Source organism: Mesorhizobium sp. Cs1299R1N1, assembly GCF_037179655.1.
Taxonomy (GTDB): Bacteria; Pseudomonadota; Alphaproteobacteria; order Rhizobiales; family Rhizobiaceae; genus Mesorhizobium; species Mesorhizobium salmacidum.
Genome location: NZ_JAPYKR010000001.1, coordinates 237,300 through 252,975, shown reverse-complemented (window position 1 = coordinate 252,975; position 15,676 = coordinate 237,300). Strand labels below are relative to the sequence as shown.

The window sequence follows — 15,676 nt, the reverse complement described above, 5'->3', positions numbered from 1 at the left end:
CGCGCACCGACCCCCTCTGTCACCTTCGGCGACCTCTCCCCCTCAAGGGAGGAGATTAGCGTTGTCGCAGAGACCTCGGCCGACGTTGCAGCGCGCGAGGCGCTGCTCGACAACGCCATGGGGCCGAAGCGCAAGACCAAATCGTCGGAGAAGTTGCGGCGCGGCCGCCGGCCCTCGGAGGGCCTGGCCTTCGTCGCGCGCGATGCCTCGGGCGGCTTGGCCGGCACGGTGCGGCTATGGGACGTCACGCTTGGCGAGGGCGGTCCGGCGCTGCTGCTTGGCCCGCTCGCCGTCGACCCGTCGCTCAAGAGTGCCGGCATCGGTTCGGCGCTGATGCGCCATGCCATCGCGGAAGCCGCGCGCCTCGGCCACGCGGCGATCCTGCTGGTCGGCGACGAGCCTTACTATGGCCGCTTCGGCTTTTCGGCCGCCAGGACCGGTGCGCTCGCCATGCCGGGACCTTACGAGCGGCACCGCCTGCTGGCGCTGGAACTGGTGGAGGGCGCGCTCGACGGCGCCCAGGGCACGCTGAAGGCGTCCGGCCGCAAGCTCAAGGCACAGACCCTGGCGGCGTGACGCTTTAAGCACAACTGCCATTCAAACAAAACGCCGCCTGAAAAGGCGGCGTTTTGTTGTCTCGAAGCCGCTTCTGGCGGCCGCATCCGTTCAGCCGATCAACTGGCTCAGCGCCATGGCGACGGTCATGTCGCCTTCGACCTTTATCTTGCCGGTCATGAAGGCCATGGTCGGGTTCAGGTCGCCCGCGATCAGCGAATCCAGATCGTCGAGCGACAGCTTGATGGTGCAGTCGGCGGGAGCGTCCGTGGTCGAGACGGTTGCGCCGTCGATGACGATGACGCCGTCGCTGCCGGTGTCGAATTTCACGGAACGATCGAACCCGCTGCTGGCCACGCGCGACTTGATCTTCTCGGCAATCTCCTGAACGCTCACGCTGTTCTCCTGTCTGGTTGCATTCTGTCGCGCAACGGCACTTCGGTCCCGCCGAAGTCCATGCGGCATCACTGGCGATCACGATCGCTGCCGCATATAGCTTTGGATTGACGTTTACGTCAACGCGAATTGCAGGAATCGGCCCCGACGCCGACTGCTATCGGGACCACCGGCACCGGGCCGATGGCGGGTAGTTCAATGCGCGCCGACCGGCTTAGGCGCCTCGGGCGCCGGGGTGCTGGCATCCTGGCGTCGGCGCAGCCAGTTGTCGCGGATCTCGTCCTTGCTCAGGAAATTGACCTGATCGATCAGGACCTCATGCACCAGGGTTGCGCCGACACGTGTGTTGATCGTGTCGCGGATGGCGGCGCGAAAGGCATCGAGGTCGACCGTCGCCTTCTTGCTGAAGTCGATCTGGGGGTGGGCGTAGAGATAACTGTAGACCTCGTCTGTAATCAGCGCCTCGGCCGGGATCGACAGCTTCTTTATCTGTTCCGGCTCGACGGTATAAACGAGCTTGGCCAGGAAGTAGCCGTCGATCTTGGAGTCGTGGATCAGCGGCACCGAAATGACGTCAGTCTTGACGTAGTCCAGCCCGCCCAGCATCGGCTTGGGTTTTTCGCCAACGCCGCGTTCGCCGGCGGCCTGGAACGAATAGAACACCGCGCCGAGCGTGGCGGCGCAGATCCAGACCGCTATGGCGATGACCTTGATCATTTTGAACCCGGGCCCGGCATCGCCGCGCTCTAACCTTTCTGCCTGCCGAACTCGCCGGCGGAGTAGGTGCCGTCGGTTTCGGCGCGCTGGATGGCGCTGCGCAGCAGGCCGGCAACTTCGTTGACGGCGCTCAGATGCGCCAGGATCGCGGCCTCGTTCTTCGCCAGCTTCTGGCGCAGCCGGGTCAGGCCCTCGCGGTGCTGCTCGAGGAATTCGGCCTCGCTGCCGCCCTTCATGGCGCGGGTCAGCTCGTAGAGATAGCGGCTCTTGCGGGCGTTCGACGCCTTGAGGTCATAACTTGTGTCGCTGCGGATGCCGGCGGTCTCTTCCTCGACCACCTCCTCGATGCGGCCGATGATGGCGGCAAGGTTTCCGGGCCGAGCGAACGGGGTCGGTGCGTCCGACGCGGTTGCTCGCGCTGGCAGGTTGGCGGTGAATTCGGAAGAGTCGGCCATGGTGTTTCCCAGTCTAGATCTTGATGTCTGTTTTTATGGTTGTCTCGTCACCGGTCATCGACCTGGCGGCCTTGCGCTGTAATTCCTGGACGAGCGAGGTCGACAGACGAGTCTGCTGGTCGATCTCGGTCTTTTCCGGTCCATTCGAAACCGGGCCGATCGGTACCTTGCGCTTGCCGTCCATGTAGTGGTCGGCGAGCAGCGACTTGGCGATGCCGATGCCGCCGCGATCGGCCATGACGTCGGCGACGCGCTCGGCGAGTTGCGATTTCCACATGTCGCCGGCGAGACCCGTGCCGTAGACGCCCTCGGTATCCTTGGGCAGCATGTTCTGGATGAAGGTCTGCAAGACCATCGCCTCGAACTTCTTGAATTTCTTGGCAGGATCGGCCGTCGCCGCGGCTTTGTCAGCCGTCGCGCGCGACAGGATCGAGCCGGCATCGACCGAGGCCGCGGTGTCGACCGAAAACGTGCCGGCGACGCTCCCGGCGCGCTTCGTCAGCGCGGCGCGGGCAGCCTCGATATCCATCGGATCGGCAGCTCGGGCGACATCCATCACGATGTCGCTGGGTGGAGAAATCGCCAAGAAGGTCCGCCTTTTGCCGGGTTTCCTTAGCCAGGACCATGCCTCAACAAGCTTGTGGCAGGCTTGCGGGGAGGCGGGCTTGATCTGGTTTCTGCGGATCCAAGTCGCCTAGCCAGGTTCCATCAGGAAGCAGGAAGGCCAGCTCTCGACAGCATTTCAAGGAACCTCGCGTGATGATGATCCTTCACATAGCGCGGCACAAAACCGGGGCAGACATTGCCCAGGTTGAGATGAGGAAGTTGTGACAGGCAATGGTGTATGGCCCGTGAGGCTTCTTCGCTGTTTCCGGTTGCCGACGCGGACGCGGCCCAGTAAAGGGCGCCGCGAACAAATCCCGGCTTTGTCCTGACCACCCTGCGGGCGACTTCGAGCGCCCGTCGATCGTCGCCTCCCGCAAACAGTGCGACAACCAAGCCATGGTGACGCCAGAAGTCGATGACGTCATGCGTTCCGAGGCGGATTGCCTCGTTGGCCTCACGCACTGCTTCGTTCACCTGTCCGCGCAATGCAAAGAGCATCGAAATGTCGCCGTGGCCGCTCGGATAGCTTGGATTGAGACTGATCGCGTGCTGGCATTCCGCCATCGCCTCGTCGATGCGGCCACAGCTTTCGAGCGCGAATGACAGGATGCAGCGGGCAATTTCGTCGTCAGGCACCGCCCGCACCGCCGCCGCCGCAAGCTCGACCGCCCGCTCGATCCGACCCGCCTCCCTGGGCAGCGAGCCGAACGCCACGCCCATTGAAATTATAATCGAGAGCGTCCGCTTCGCACGAGCGTTGTCAGCGCCTATCGAGACAGCTTTCTCGGCAAGCTCTAGCCCGATCAAAAGCGAGTCCCGGGTCATCTCAAAATACTTCATCAAAGCTTCGTTCACCAACCTGCGCACTTCGGGGGGACCAGGCGGGCTCTTGTCGCGGACTTTCCAGTTGGTCAGTTGAAGGTCGAGGATCACGGCCAAGACAACAGCCTGTGCGATCCTGTCCTGGAATTCGAGCGCATTCTCGGAGTGCCCGTCGAACTTCTGAGCCCAGACGTTGTGGCCGTCAGCGGCATCGACAAGCTGGATATTCACCCTCAGCCCATGGCCCGATCTCTGGACGCTGCCGCTAAGCACGTATCGCGCGCGGAGCGTTCCCGGGATCTTGGTTCCTTCGGCAGCACCACTCTTCTCCGCGGGTGGCGGTGCGGAGAGCACCACATAGTCAGCCACCTCGGAAAGAGCCGTGGTGATGTCCTGTACGAGTCCCTTGGAGAAAAAGTCGTCGCCTTGCTTTCCGGTCAGATTGATGAAGTCGGCGACGCTGATCGATGGGCGCCCGTGGCTCTGATTGGCTGGACCAGCATTTGCCGACTGTGTATTCGACGCCGTGTCGGCCGACAGCATGGATTGCCAAAGCGCTCGCGTCTCCGGGCCGACCTCGACCCCGAACTCTTTCTTCAGCATGCTTTTGCAGACTTCGTATGTCCTGATCGCCCTGTCGCGTTGACCGGACGCGAGCAGCAATTCCATCTTGAGCCGATAGGACTCTTCCCGTGTCGGTTCCATGACGAGAACGCGATCGACCAGGATGATTCCGGTTTCCGGGTCAACGAGACGGGCCAATTTTTCGAAAGCTTCAAGTGCGCGGCTCAGCAATCTGTCGCGTTCGGATGTGACCCAGCCATCGAACCCATCGCTTCCCAGATAAAACCCGTCGAGGAACGGCCCGGTGTAGTTCGCCAGAGCCTTTTCGAGTTCCGGCACAGAACGGGCCGTGAGGCCTGCTTCGAAATCGTCCACGTCAACCCGAACCACTTCTGGCGTGAGGCCAATCGATTCCCCGCGGGAATGGATAAGATCCACGCCTGCTCGCAATAAGTCCCGGCGCAGGATACTGAGAGTTTGCCGCAGACTGTTGCGGGAGTGTTCGCTATCGCTGTCACTCCAGAATAGATCAGCCAGTCTCTCCCGTGTCGCTGCCATGCCTGGAGACCGGGACAGATAAGCAATGATCGCAGGCCCTCGTTTTCCTGTCAGCCGCAGCGAATGCGCCGTTTCATTTTCGATCCTGAAACCACCGAAGAGTGAGATTCTATTTGTCTCGCCCGCATCTTCATTTTGCATTTGCTCTCACCGCCTAACGAAATTCTAACTCAAAACTAACGCTCCGCAAACAGTAGCGCCCCGCCCTCAAGCGCTGCCGTGATGCAGGGTGGTCTAGGTCCGGCGAGTTAGAGCGGCCGAGTCATCAAGACCTTGGCTTGAGGGGGGTGCCGGGTGTCCGAGACCAGAGCCAATTTGCTGCTGCTGTTGGCGGCCGCTTTATGGGGCCTCGGCAATGTCGCGCAAAAGACGGTGCTTGCTCACCTCGATGCTCTAAGCGCCGTCGGCCTGCGTTGCCTGATCGGCGGGCTGCTGGTGCTGCCCTTTGTCTTGAAGGAGAGGAGACTGCCTGCCGGGCCGGGCTATTTTGCCAGCCTGACCAAGGTGGGTGCGCTGTTCGCGATCTCCATCACGCTTCAGCAGCTTTGCTATCTCGGCGCCACAGTCACGAATGCAAGCTTCCTGGTGAGCACCGCTACCGTGATGACACCACTGGCCGCCTGGCTGCTCATCGGCGAACGCCCGACAGCGAACCTTGCCGTAGCCGCCGGTCTGACCATGCTTGGTGCCCTGCTTTTGTCCGGCGGAATCGACGGTCTCGGTGGCGGCGATCTCACCGCTGTCCTGTCGGCTGCCTGCTATGCGCTGTGGATGGTCGAACTTGGCCGGCACATGCGGGCCCATCCGCGACCGTTCACCGCCTCGGCGACACAATTCCTCGGGGCCGCCGCCTTCGCCCTGCCGCTCGGAGCGCTGCAAGGCAAACTATCGCCGGCCGCTGTAGTCGCGGCTGGCCCGGAATTGGCGGTCCTCGGCGTGTTCTCCACCGCGATCGCCTTCGGCATACAAACCGCCGCCCAACGCTTCACCACCGCCAGTCATGCCGCCGTGATCGTCAGTGCCGAAAGTGTTTTCGGGGCGCTCGCAGCGGCGATCTTCCTTGGCGAACGGAGCTCACCCGCGGCCGCACTGGGTGCCGCGATCATTCTCGGTGCGATCCTGTCCGTCGCAACGAACGGAACGCGGGCACGCGCGCCCCTGGCCGGGCCGGTTCCCTTCGGCGCGGCGCCTGTCTTCGCGGTCGCGCCCCCACCCCAGGCGAGCGATCGTCCCGCCACCAATTCAGGTTCAGTGGAGAGACGTGATGACCCTTGCCATTGATGAGCACGTATTCCCAACCCTACCGCCGCTCGGCATGGCGCGGATCACTTCAAACGGCTCGGCAGCGGTCGCTGCCGCGCTTGTCGTGAGGTCGCCGCGATGATCGCGCGGGCAGCTCCGGTCGCATATTTGGTGGCGGCGCTCCGCGCCCGCGTGAAGGGGCCCGGCGGCTATTACAACGGCGGCAATGCGCTCGGCCTTGTCGTGGGTGTCGCGATCCAGATTGCCACGGTGCCAGTCGGATCGCATGAGAGAAGCGACGTCACCACCGCGATGATGGGCTATTTCGCCGGCAGCCATGGCACTGTTGCGCTGACCCTGGCTACTCTGGTTTTCTTCCTGGGCGGTGAGGCCTATCACCGCGCATGGTCAGGGCCGGATGCTCCCGATCCCGCCCTCAACCGTCTGGGCGACTTCCTGTCAGGTACAGGTGCCCTCGGACTCGGCGCTGCCCTCCTGCTGCTCGGCGATCCCCTACTGGCGGCGACTTCCGGCCTGCTGCATGCGTTGGGTAAATTCGGCAGCGCCATTCATAGGACGGGCACGCCGCTTCCGTTATGGCCGGCCACCTGGCCGGATCCCTTCCGCAGTGCAGTGCTCGCCAGCCGGTTGCCGGCAATGCTGGCGACAACCGTGGCCCTCGGTGGGACCTTGCGGCGGGTCTGGTCAGGCGGGTCCTTCGCGGCGCTCGCCATGCAACTGACTTTGCTGGGCTGTTACCTTCTGTGAACCAAAGCGGATCTGCTGCTGCTCGGCGCGCGGAGCAAGGCGCTTCGCGAGATTTCCACATGTTGAAAAATGACTGCTTTGAAAATGCCCATTCTTGAGATGGAGGATAACATGTTGAGAAATATGCATCGTGGCTTGGGTGCTTTGTCCGTAGCGGCCTCTTTTCGCGAGCAGGTGCGCGCGATACGCAGGGGCACTCTGACGTCGGCGACAGAGCGATCAGCCGGAGCGCCGGCAAAGCGTGCCAGTCTATTTCTGGCGCTGATGGGGACACTTGCAGCTTCGGTGTGTTGGGCGCCGCAGGCGTACGCGGCCAATGTCGATGTCGCCGTTGTGTTCGCCGTCGATTTCTCATCCTCGATCGATCCAAAGGTCGCCGATCTACAGCGCGAGGGTCATGCTGCGGCACTCACTTCTCCAGAGATTATCGCCGCCATCGCGCGCAATTACGTCGGCTGCATCGGCGTTGCCTACTTTGAGTGGTCGAGTCCTGGACACTCACGCGTCGTGCTGCCATGGACGAACATCTGCGGGCTGGAAGACGCCAGGGCGGCCGCATCGGTGATCAGCAACAAAGGAGATACCGGCTTCGCTCGCCGGGGGCGGAGCGGAACGTCCGTATCGTCGGCTATTGACGTCGGTAGCCTTCTGCTCGACCAATTTCCGGGAACGGCAGCAAAGAAAGTAATCGACATCTCTGCCAACGGCGAGAATAACGATGGGCTTCCTGTTCAGCCGAGCAGGCTGAACGCCGTTGCCAAGGGGTATACGATCAACGCGATCGCCATTCCAACGCAAGATGAGGATCCCGATCAACCGTTGGCATCCTATTTTGCCAAATCGGTCATCGGCGGTTCCCAAGCCTTCGTTATAACGCCGAAGGGACCGAGTGACTATGTGATGGCCCTTCGCCGCAAGCTGGTTACGGAAGTAAGCATGGACGTTAGCCGGCAGGCGGATGGGCTTTCTAAGCAACACTGATGAGTTCGGGCCGACGATCGGGCCCCGCCACTATTCCTGTCCCCGCTTCTGCGCGATCAGGTCCAGGCGCTCGCGGTCTGATCTCTCGCGTTCGTCGCGGTTGCGCACGTCCTTGTAGGCGCGCTCGACCATGTTGGTGCGGGCGCTTGCCGCGGCGATGAGGCCGGCTTCCTGCCTCGCGCTTTCCAGGCTTTCCTCCTGGCGCACGACGGCCTGGGCGATGCGGCGGTGGTAGAGATCGGGGAACAGGCTGGAGAGGGAATTGTCCTGGTCGAAATGGCCAATCAACTCGCGGGCTTCGGTCTCGGCGGCGTTTGCCGCGGCGACGAAGGCGGCGTGGCGGCTTTCGTGCAAGGCTTTCACCTGTTCTTGCACCTTGACCAGTTTCTTCAAGCGGTCCTTGCGCGTGCTCATGTCACCTTGCCAGTGTGAGGTCGACGAAGCCGTCGACGAACAGCGACAGCATGGTGCCGATGGCGAAATAGAAGATCAGCATGCCGCCGGCGATGACGAAGGGCTGGGAGATGAAATAGATCGGGATCTGCGGGGTCAGCTTGTTGACGAAGCCGATCGTCAGATTGACGAGAATGGCATAGGCGACGAACGGGCTGCCGAGGCGGATGACCAGGAAGAATGTGTCCGACACGGTGTCGGTGATGTCGACCAGCGCTGCCTGCGGGTTGAAGAAGACATTGACCGGCGCGACCGTGTAGGACGTCACCAGGGCACGGACGATCTCGTGGTCGAAGTCGAAGACGAACAGCATCAGCAGCGCCGAGAACGAGATGATGGCGGCAAGCGCCGCCTGCGGTTCCGGCTCCTCGATCGCCGGTCCGCCGGGGCCGCCGTAGCCGATCAGCATGGCGATGGCCGAGCCCATGAAGCGAAGCGCCTCCATGTAGAGCCTGGTCATGGCGCCGATCAGCCCGCCGACCAGCAGCTCCGAGATGATCATCGGCACCAGGACCTGCGGGCGCGGATCGACGAAGGGAAAGATCTTATCCCACAGAAAGGCGAGCAGGCCGCCGGTGGCGGCGACCGCGACGAACAGCCTGACCTGCACCGGAACGCGGGCGCTGGACAGGCCCGGCATCAGCATGAAGCAGGCGCCGATGCGGCAGAAAGCGAGAAACGCCGCGATGACGACGGCCTGCGAGAGAACGCTCACGATATGGTCCCGAGCACCCTGATCTCGACGCCCTTGGCGATTTCGACGTGGGAGAGCACCGGCAGCGTGGTGAACAGGCGCTCGATGATCATGCGCACATAGGGGCGCGCGTCGGGCGCGGTGACGAGGACGAAACGCTCGCCGGCTTCCAGATGTTTCTTGATCGCCTTGGTGGCGTCCTGGCCGAACTCCTCGAGCTGGCGAGGATCGATGTCGAACTCGCGCACCTCGCCCTTGGCGTCGCGCTTGAGGCTCTGGTGGAAGGCAAGGTCCCAGCGGTTGCCGAGGCGCAGCACCTTGAGCACGCCGCCTTCCGAGAGGTCGCCGCAGATCTGCTGGGCCATGCGGATGCGCACATGCTCGACGATCTGCTCGGTGCGGCGCACATGCGGCGCGATCTCGGCGATGGCCTCGATGATGAGATGCAGATTGCGGATCGAGACGCGTTCGGCAAGCAAAAGCTTCAGCACCGCCTGCAGGCCGGGATAGGAGATGTGGGTGGTGCAGATCTCGTCGGCGAGCTTGCGGTATTCCTGATCCTGGCGTTCGAGCAGCGCCTTCATGTCCTTGTAGGAGAGGAGCTGCGGCAGGTTGTTGCGGATGACTTCCGAGAGATGGGTGAGCAGCACCGACATGTTGTCGGCGAAGGTGAAGTTCTCGCGCTTCAGATCCTCGGCGAAGGTCTCCATGACGGAATAGGCGCGCATGCCGAAGGCGGGCTCGCGGATCTCCTCGCCGGGGATTTCGGGGATGTCGCGGTTGCCGAGCAGCACCATGATCTCGCCGACGCGCATCGAATATTCGGCGACCACGGTGCCGTGCACTTTGATCTGATAACTTTTCGGCGGGATGGCGAAGTCGTCGGCGACGCGGACTTCGGGCACGACGAAGCCGTATTGCTGGGCGAATTTCTTGCGCATCTTGGACATGCGGAAGACCAGTTCCTGATGCGAAACCAGCAGCCGGGTCGAAAGCTGCTTGCCGATCAGGAGTTCGATCTCGGCGGTGGCGAGCGAGGCCTTGATCGAGTTCTTTTCTTCCTCGGCCTTGGTCGCTTTCTCCTGGCTCTTCAGCGCCTCTGCCTCGGCGACTGCCCGGTTGTGGCGCATCGGAATGACATAGCCGAGGCCGGCCATGCCGGCGGCCAGCGCGAAGAACGGGAACAGTGGCAGGCCGGGCATCAGGCCGAGCAGCACCAGCAGCGCGGCCGCCACGTAGAGCGCGCGCGGATGGGCACCGAGCTGGCCGAACACGGCCTGATTGGTCGAGCCGCGCGTGCCGCCCTTGGACACCAGCAGGCCGGCGGCCAGCGAGACGATCAGCGCCGGAATCTGGGTGACGAGACCGTCGCCGACAGACAACTTGATGAACACGTCGGCGGCCTCGCCCATGCCCATGCCGTGCCTGATGTAGCCGATGGCGATGCCGCCGACGATGTTGATGGCGGTGATGATGAGGCCGGCGATGGCGTCGCCGCGCACGAATTTCGAGGCGCCGTCCATCGAGCCGAAGAAGGAGGATTCCTCTTCCAGTTCGCGGCGGCGCAGCTGCGCGGTCTTGTCGTCGATCATGCCGGCGGAGAGGTCGGCGTCGATCGACATCTGCTTGCCGGGGATGGCGTCGAGGGTGAAGCGCGCGCCGACCTCGGCGATACGGGTGGCGCCCTTGGTGATGACGATGAAGTTCACCACGATCAGGATCATGAAGACGATGAGGCCGATGACGAAGTCGCTGGCCATGACCAGCTTGGAGAAGCCGGCGATGACATAGCCGGCGGCGTGCGTGCCCTCATTGCCATGCGACAGGATCATGCGCGTGGTGGCGATGTTGAGCGACAGGCGCAGCATGGTGGCGATGAGCAGCACGGTCGGGAACGAGGAGAAATCCAACGGCCGCTGGATCCACAGCGCTACCATCAGGATCAGCACCGAAAGCGCGATCGAGAAAGCCAGTCCGATGTCGATGAGAAAGGCCGGGATCGGCAGGAACAGCACGGCCAGGATGATGACGATGCCGAGCGCGAAGAAGATATCGCGGCCGTTCTTGGCCACCGCGCCGGGCTGGATGCTTTCGCTGATCGCCATTCTCGTCCTCGAACCACAGGGCTGCCGAGCATGCGACAGCCCGGCGAGGGTAGCTGGCCAAGCTTGCGCGAGGGTGGGAGAGTGGCCGGATCGACTCTCTCGCGAAGGACAATCCATGCTGCTGATCATCGGTACGATCCGCCTGCCGCCCGACAGGCTCGACGAGGCAAGGCCGGTAATGGAACGCATGGTTCGCGCCAGCCGCGCCGAGGACGGCTGCCTTGAATATTCCTATGCGCAGGATGTGCTTGATCCCGGCTTGATCCGGGTCACCGAGGCGTGGCGCGACAGGCCGGCACTCGATGCGCATTTCCGCTCGCCGCACATCGCCGACTGGCGCGCGAGTTGGCCGGGCCTCGGCATCGGCGAGCGCAATCTCATGCTTTACGTGGCCGGCGAACCCACGCCGAGCTGAGCGGTCCGGCGCCCGGATCCTTGCCCAGCAAGCAATCAGGTCTCGGCCGTGTCTGCGGTGGCAACGCCGACCAGCCACCGCCTGAGGGCTCGTTCCTCCGGCGCCGACAGGCCGGCGGTCAGTTCGCTCTCGCCTGAACCAATCCGCTCGGAGACATCGACATCAAGCCCGTTTGCGAGCGATCCATCTCTTCGCCGAGAATGCCAGCACCACCGAGCCGGCCGAACTGCTGGCGACCTTTATTGCCGACGATTGCGGTCCGCTGACGATCCCGGATTGACCACCGCGCCGGTGGCTTTCCACGCCCGGGGCGGGAAAGGCCGCGTCAGGCGGCATCGCGGCCATATTGGCGCCTTTGATGTCGGCATTGTGGTTGTCACGACGTGCCGCCCGGCGTATCAGGCGGGTCTTCCGTTGCCTTTGATATCGGCGAGCCGTCCCGGTGCTTTCCAGAAACCAACCCCAAGTCTACGCCCGCCGGCTGCGCGCGGTGCTTCTGAGGTCAGTCCCCCTCTTGGAGGCGCGCGGCATCGCCGTGGTCATCCTGGCGGGCGTTGTCGGCATCATGGCGGGCATACTGGTCACCGCGATGAGCCAGATCGTGCAGGACCTGCACGGACTGCTGTATGGCGTCCAGCCCGGCGGACGCCTGTCCGGCATGTTCTCGCTCGCCAATCCGATGCAGGCGCTGATCCCCGCGATCGGCGGCATCCTGCTTGGGATATCGGTGGTCTGGCTGAGGCTTCGGAAATTCCGCACGCCGGTCGACCCGATCGAGGCCAACGCGCTCTATGGCGGGCGCATGTCGCTCACCGATACCTTCATCATCGTCGTGCAGACGATGATTTCCAGCGGCTTCGGCGCTTCGGTCGGCCTGGAGGCCGGCTATACGCAGATCGGCTCAGGGGTCGCCTCGCGGCTGGCGCGTGCCTTCCGGTTGCGCCGCAACGATGTCCGCATCCTCGTCGGCTGCGGCGCCGCCGGCGCCATATCAGCCGCCTTCGATGCGCCGCTGACCGGCGCCTTCTACGGTTTCGAGCTGGTCATCGGCATCTACTCGGTCGCCAATGTCGCGCCTGTCCTGACCGCCGCGATCGCGGCGTCGCTGACAGCGGAAGTGTTCGGCGGCGTACCGTTTCCGCTAGAGCTTTCAGGGTTGCCGCAACTCACCGCCAGCCAATATGTGCCGTTCCTGTTGCTTGGCCTGCTTGGCGGCGCGGCCTCGATCGCCATCATGCATCTGGTGACGCTGATCGAGCGCGGGTTCAACAGGCTGTCCGTCGATGCCTCGCTGCGCCCCGTCATAGGCGGTGTCCTGGTCGGCCTCCTCGGCCTGATCACGCCGCAGGTCCTGTCCAGCGGCCACGGCGCGCTGCATCGCGAGTTCGCCATGAATTATGGGCTGGCGGTGGTGGCCAGCGTCTTCGTGCTGAAGCTGGCGGCGTCGGCCATCTCGCTAGGCTCGGGCTTTCGCGGCGGACTGTTCTTCGCCTCGCTGTTCCTTGGGGCGCTGCTCGGCAAGTCGTTCGCCGGTATCATGGCGCTCGTCTCGCCGGCGACCGGCATCGACCCTTCCGTCGCCGCCGTCGTCGGCATGACGTCGCTCGCCGTCGGTGTCGTCGGCGGCCCGCTGACCATGACCTTCCTGGCGCTGGAATCGACCCGTGACCTGACGCTCACCGGCGTGGTGCTGGCCGCCTCGATCATGGCGGCGATCCTGGTGCGTGAGACCTTCGGCTACTCGTTCTCGACCTGGCGCTTCCACCTGCGCGGCGAGACGATCCGCAGCGCCCACGATGTCGGCTGGATGCGCAGCCTGACCGTCGGCTCGATGATGCGCAAGGACATCAAGACCATCGACGCCTCGACGACCCTGGCCGCCTTCCGCAACGAGTTCCCGCTGGGTTCGGCCCAGCGCGTGATCGCCGTCGACCCGGGGGACGAGTATGTCGGCGTGCTGATCGTGGCCGAACTGCACAGCGATCCCTCCGCAGGCGAGGTGCCGGTGCGCGATCTTGCCCAGTACAAGGATGCCGTCCTGGTGCCCAGCATGAACGTGCAGGCCGCCGCCGAGACCTTCCAGCGCGCCGGCGCCGAGGAACTGGCCGTGGTCGAGGACTTCGCCGACCATATCGTGCTCGGGCTTCTGACCGAGGGCCATTTGATGCGGCGCTATGCCGAGGAACTCGAAAAGGCGCGCCGGGACCTGTCGGGGGAAGGGTAAGGAGCCCGCGGTCTCCGAACGCGTCAGTGCTCGATCGGTCCCTTGGCCGGCACCAGCGCCGTGCCGGCGGTTGTCGGACGCTCGATGACGCGGCGCACGCGCGGCGGCTCGTCGCCTGAGTGCAGCGCCCTCAAGCGTTCGCCGACCATGGCGTCGGCATGGGTGATGCGGCCATTGTGCCTGACATATTCGAGCCAGGTCGGCGTGTGATAATGCTCGATCCAGATCGACGGATTTTCGAGATCGCGCGCCAGCGTCCAGTTTCGGGCGCCGTCACGGCGGCGGATGCGCCCGCGCTCGGCCATGGTGGCGAGGAATTCCGCCTCGTCCTCGCGCCGGATCACATATTCGATCATGATGGCGATCGGACCGCTGCGCGGCTTGAGGTCGAGCGCGAGGTGCGGCTCCTTGAAGCGATTGAGCGGGTCGAGGTTGAGCACCTGCTGTTGTGGCAGCGGCAGCACGAGACCAATGGCGCCGCCGGCCAGCATGGCGATGGCCGCGGCGATCAGCGCCGTCTCGGCGCCATGCGCGTCGGCGACCACACCCCAGATCCAGCTGCCCAACGCGATGCCGCCGAAGGTGGCGGTCTGGTAGACCGACAGAACCCGGCCGACCACCCAGCGCGGCGTCGCCATCTGCACGGTAACGTTGAAATGCGAGAGCGCAATCACCCAGCAGGCACCGCCGACCAGCAGGCCGAGCGAGGTCTGCCAGGCATGCTGGCTGATGGCGGCGTTGAAGGCGCAGGCAGCGAAGCCGGCGAAGGCACAGCGCACCATCGTCTCGCTGGAGAGCAACTGCCGAAGCCGCACGCTGATCAGCGCGCCGCCGACGGCGCCGATGCCGAAGGCGCCCAGCATGATGCCGTAGGTCAGCGCGTCGCCCTTGACGACGTCGCGCGCCACCAGCGGCAGCAGCGCCAGCACCGCGCCGGCGCTGAAGCCAAAGGCCGCGCCCCTGACCAGCACCTTGCCGATGTTGGGCGACATGGCGACGTAACGCAGGCCGGCGCCCATGGCGGCCCCCAATGACTCGCGCGGCAGGGTCGAGACCGGTAGATCCGGCTTCCAGCGTGCCAGCACGACGATGAGGCCGATATAGCTCACCGCGTTCGCCGCGAAGGCGGCGGCCGCACCGGCGGCCGCGACGATGATGCCGCCGATCGCGGGCCCGACACTGCGGGTCAGGTTGAAGCCCATGGAATTCAACGCCACGGCGGCAGGCACCTTGTTGCGCGGAACGATATCGCCGACGGAGGCTTGCCATGACGGGCTGTTGAGCGCCGTGCCGCTGTCGATCAGGAAGGTGAAGGCCAGCAGCGTCCACGGCGTGATCAGGTCCAGATAGGTGAATACGGTCAGAAGCACCGAAACGACCAGCATGAAGGTCTGGGCGATCAGCATCACCTTGCGGCGGTCGAAGCTGTCGGCGACGGCGCCCGCGACAAGCGCGAACAGCATGATCGGCAAGGTGGTCGAGGCCTGGACCAGGGCGACCTGATAGGGCGAGGTGGCGATGGTGGTCATCATCCAGGCGGCGCCGACGCCCTGGATCAAGCCGCCGAAATTGGAGACGAGACTTGCGCCCCAGACGGCGCGGAAGATGCCGTGCCGGAACGGCGCCAGCGCCGAGACGCTTTCGCTATCCGGCTTTTCGTCAATCATGGGCGGGTTCCTGCCACGGCGTGCCGATCCTTGCGGTGATCCGTTTCCCCGCATGATTTGCCGAAACTATGGCATCACGGCGCAAAGGGCGAATGCCTTGCGGGGAAGATCATGGTCCAACAAGGGGATAGCGAAGGGCCACACGCTCGTGCCGGAAGGCGCCGAGCACCGTTTCTGGAATCGCTCAGAAACCGTTCTGGATCCGCTCGAAGATGACATTGGTGAAGGCCGATATCTGGCCGCCGATGAAGGGGCCCGTAAGCGCCACCACCAGCATGATGGCGACGATCTTGGGCACGAAGGTCAAGGTGATTTCCTGGACCTGTGTCAACGCCTGGATCAAGGCGATGCCGATGCCGACGGCCATTGCGACCAGCACCACCGGCGCGGATGCCGTCAGCACCGTCCAAACCGCGTACTGGACGATGTCGAGAGCGTCGGCTTCGTTCATGTC

General features: G+C 64.0%; 16 protein-coding genes. 6 read left to right on the top strand and 10 right to left on the bottom strand.

The window, feature by feature from the left end:
* Positions 1 to 54 precede the first annotated feature (54 nt).
* Positions 55 to 576, top strand: a complete 522-nt coding sequence (locus tag O7A70_RS01210; RefSeq protein ID WP_337139022.1) for a GNAT family N-acetyltransferase — start codon at positions 55 to 57, stop codon at positions 574 to 576.
* Positions 577 to 666: 90 nt separating this feature from the next.
* Here O7A70_RS01210 and O7A70_RS01205 read toward each other — a convergent pair whose 3' ends face one another.
* From O7A70_RS01205 to O7A70_RS01185, 5 genes are all read right to left on the bottom strand, one after another.
* Complete coding sequence (locus O7A70_RS01205) at positions 667 to 951, bottom strand: SCP2 sterol-binding domain-containing protein (RefSeq protein WP_027144782.1); 285 nt, start codon at positions 949 to 951, stop codon at positions 667 to 669.
* A gap of 195 nt (positions 952 to 1,146) precedes the next feature.
* A complete protein-coding gene (locus O7A70_RS01200) occupies positions 1,147 to 1,668 on the bottom strand; it encodes a hypothetical protein (RefSeq protein WP_337138688.1) in 522 nt (173 codons plus the stop codon).
* A gap of 29 nt (positions 1,669 to 1,697) precedes the next feature.
* Positions 1,698 to 2,123: a hypothetical protein gene (locus O7A70_RS01195; RefSeq protein WP_027144780.1), complete on the bottom strand. Its 426-nt coding sequence runs from the start codon at positions 2,121 to 2,123 to the stop codon at positions 1,698 to 1,700.
* Positions 2,124 to 2,136: 13 nt separating this feature from the next.
* Positions 2,137 to 2,709, bottom strand: coding sequence for a rod-binding protein (locus O7A70_RS01190; RefSeq protein ID WP_027144779.1), 573 nt, complete (start codon positions 2,707 to 2,709; stop codon positions 2,137 to 2,139).
* A 122-nt stretch (positions 2,710 to 2,831) separates the two neighbouring features.
* On the bottom strand, positions 2,832 to 4,814 hold the full coding sequence (locus tag O7A70_RS01185) for a BTAD domain-containing putative transcriptional regulator (protein WP_337138687.1): 1,983 nt from the start codon (positions 4,812 to 4,814) through the stop codon (positions 2,832 to 2,834).
* A gap of 153 nt (positions 4,815 to 4,967) precedes the next feature.
* Here O7A70_RS01185 and O7A70_RS01180 point away from each other — a divergent pair, with 153 nt between their 5' ends.
* The 3 genes from O7A70_RS01180 to O7A70_RS01170 all read left to right on the top strand — a co-directional run bounded on the left by O7A70_RS01180 (position 4,968) and on the right by O7A70_RS01170 (position 7,664).
* A complete protein-coding gene (locus tag O7A70_RS01180) occupies positions 4,968 to 5,954 on the top strand; it encodes a DMT family transporter (RefSeq protein WP_337138686.1) in 987 nt (328 codons plus the stop codon).
* A gap of 99 nt (positions 5,955 to 6,053) precedes the next feature.
* Complete coding sequence (locus O7A70_RS01175; RefSeq protein WP_337138685.1) at positions 6,054 to 6,683, top strand: hypothetical protein; 630 nt, start codon at positions 6,054 to 6,056, stop codon at positions 6,681 to 6,683.
* Positions 6,684 to 6,794: 111 nt separating this feature from the next.
* Entirely contained in the window at positions 6,795 to 7,664 is an 870-nt protein-coding gene (locus tag O7A70_RS01170) for a DUF1194 domain-containing protein (protein ID WP_337139021.1), read from the top strand.
* 30 nt (positions 7,665 to 7,694) lie between these two features.
* On the opposite strand, the gene O7A70_RS01165 is transcribed toward O7A70_RS01170, so the two are convergent.
* From O7A70_RS01165 to flhA, 3 genes are read right to left on the bottom strand one after another with little or no spacing between them, the layout of a single operon-like run.
* Positions 7,695 to 8,078, bottom strand: a complete 384-nt coding sequence (locus tag O7A70_RS01165; protein WP_337138684.1) for a hypothetical protein — start codon at positions 8,076 to 8,078, stop codon at positions 7,695 to 7,697.
* 1 nt (position 8,079) lies between these two features.
* Positions 8,080 to 8,832, bottom strand: a complete 753-nt coding sequence (fliR, locus tag O7A70_RS01160; RefSeq protein ID WP_337138683.1) for a flagellar biosynthetic protein FliR — start codon at positions 8,830 to 8,832, stop codon at positions 8,080 to 8,082.
* A complete protein-coding gene (gene flhA, locus O7A70_RS01155; RefSeq protein ID WP_337138682.1) occupies positions 8,829 to 10,916 on the bottom strand; it encodes a flagellar biosynthesis protein FlhA in 2,088 nt (695 codons plus the stop codon). Before flhA ends, fliR begins: the two co-directional genes overlap by 4 nt.
* Before the next feature lie 115 nt (positions 10,917 to 11,031).
* Here flhA and O7A70_RS01150 point away from each other — a divergent pair, with 115 nt between their 5' ends.
* Both O7A70_RS01150 and O7A70_RS01145 read left to right on the top strand, forming a co-directional pair.
* On the top strand, positions 11,032 to 11,331 hold the full coding sequence (locus tag O7A70_RS01150) for a putative quinol monooxygenase (RefSeq protein WP_337138681.1): 300 nt from the start codon (positions 11,032 to 11,034) through the stop codon (positions 11,329 to 11,331).
* Positions 11,332 to 11,773: 442 nt separating this feature from the next.
* The gene (locus tag O7A70_RS01145; protein ID WP_337138680.1) at positions 11,774 to 13,555 is read left to right on the top strand and encodes a chloride channel protein; all 1,782 of its coding nucleotides are present in this window, start codon (positions 11,774 to 11,776) and stop codon (positions 13,553 to 13,555) included.
* A gap of 23 nt (positions 13,556 to 13,578) precedes the next feature.
* Here the strand turns inward: O7A70_RS01145 and O7A70_RS01140 are convergent, their stop codons facing one another.
* Together O7A70_RS01140 and fliQ are read right to left on the bottom strand one after the other, a co-directional pair.
* Positions 13,579 to 15,222, bottom strand: a complete 1,644-nt coding sequence (locus tag O7A70_RS01140; RefSeq protein WP_337138679.1) for an MFS transporter — start codon at positions 15,220 to 15,222, stop codon at positions 13,579 to 13,581.
* 184 nt (positions 15,223 to 15,406) lie between these two features.
* Positions 15,407 to 15,673, bottom strand: coding sequence for a flagellar biosynthesis protein FliQ (fliQ, locus tag O7A70_RS01135; protein WP_013893193.1), 267 nt, complete (start codon positions 15,671 to 15,673; stop codon positions 15,407 to 15,409).
* Between the last annotated feature and the right edge of the window lie 3 nt (positions 15,674 to 15,676).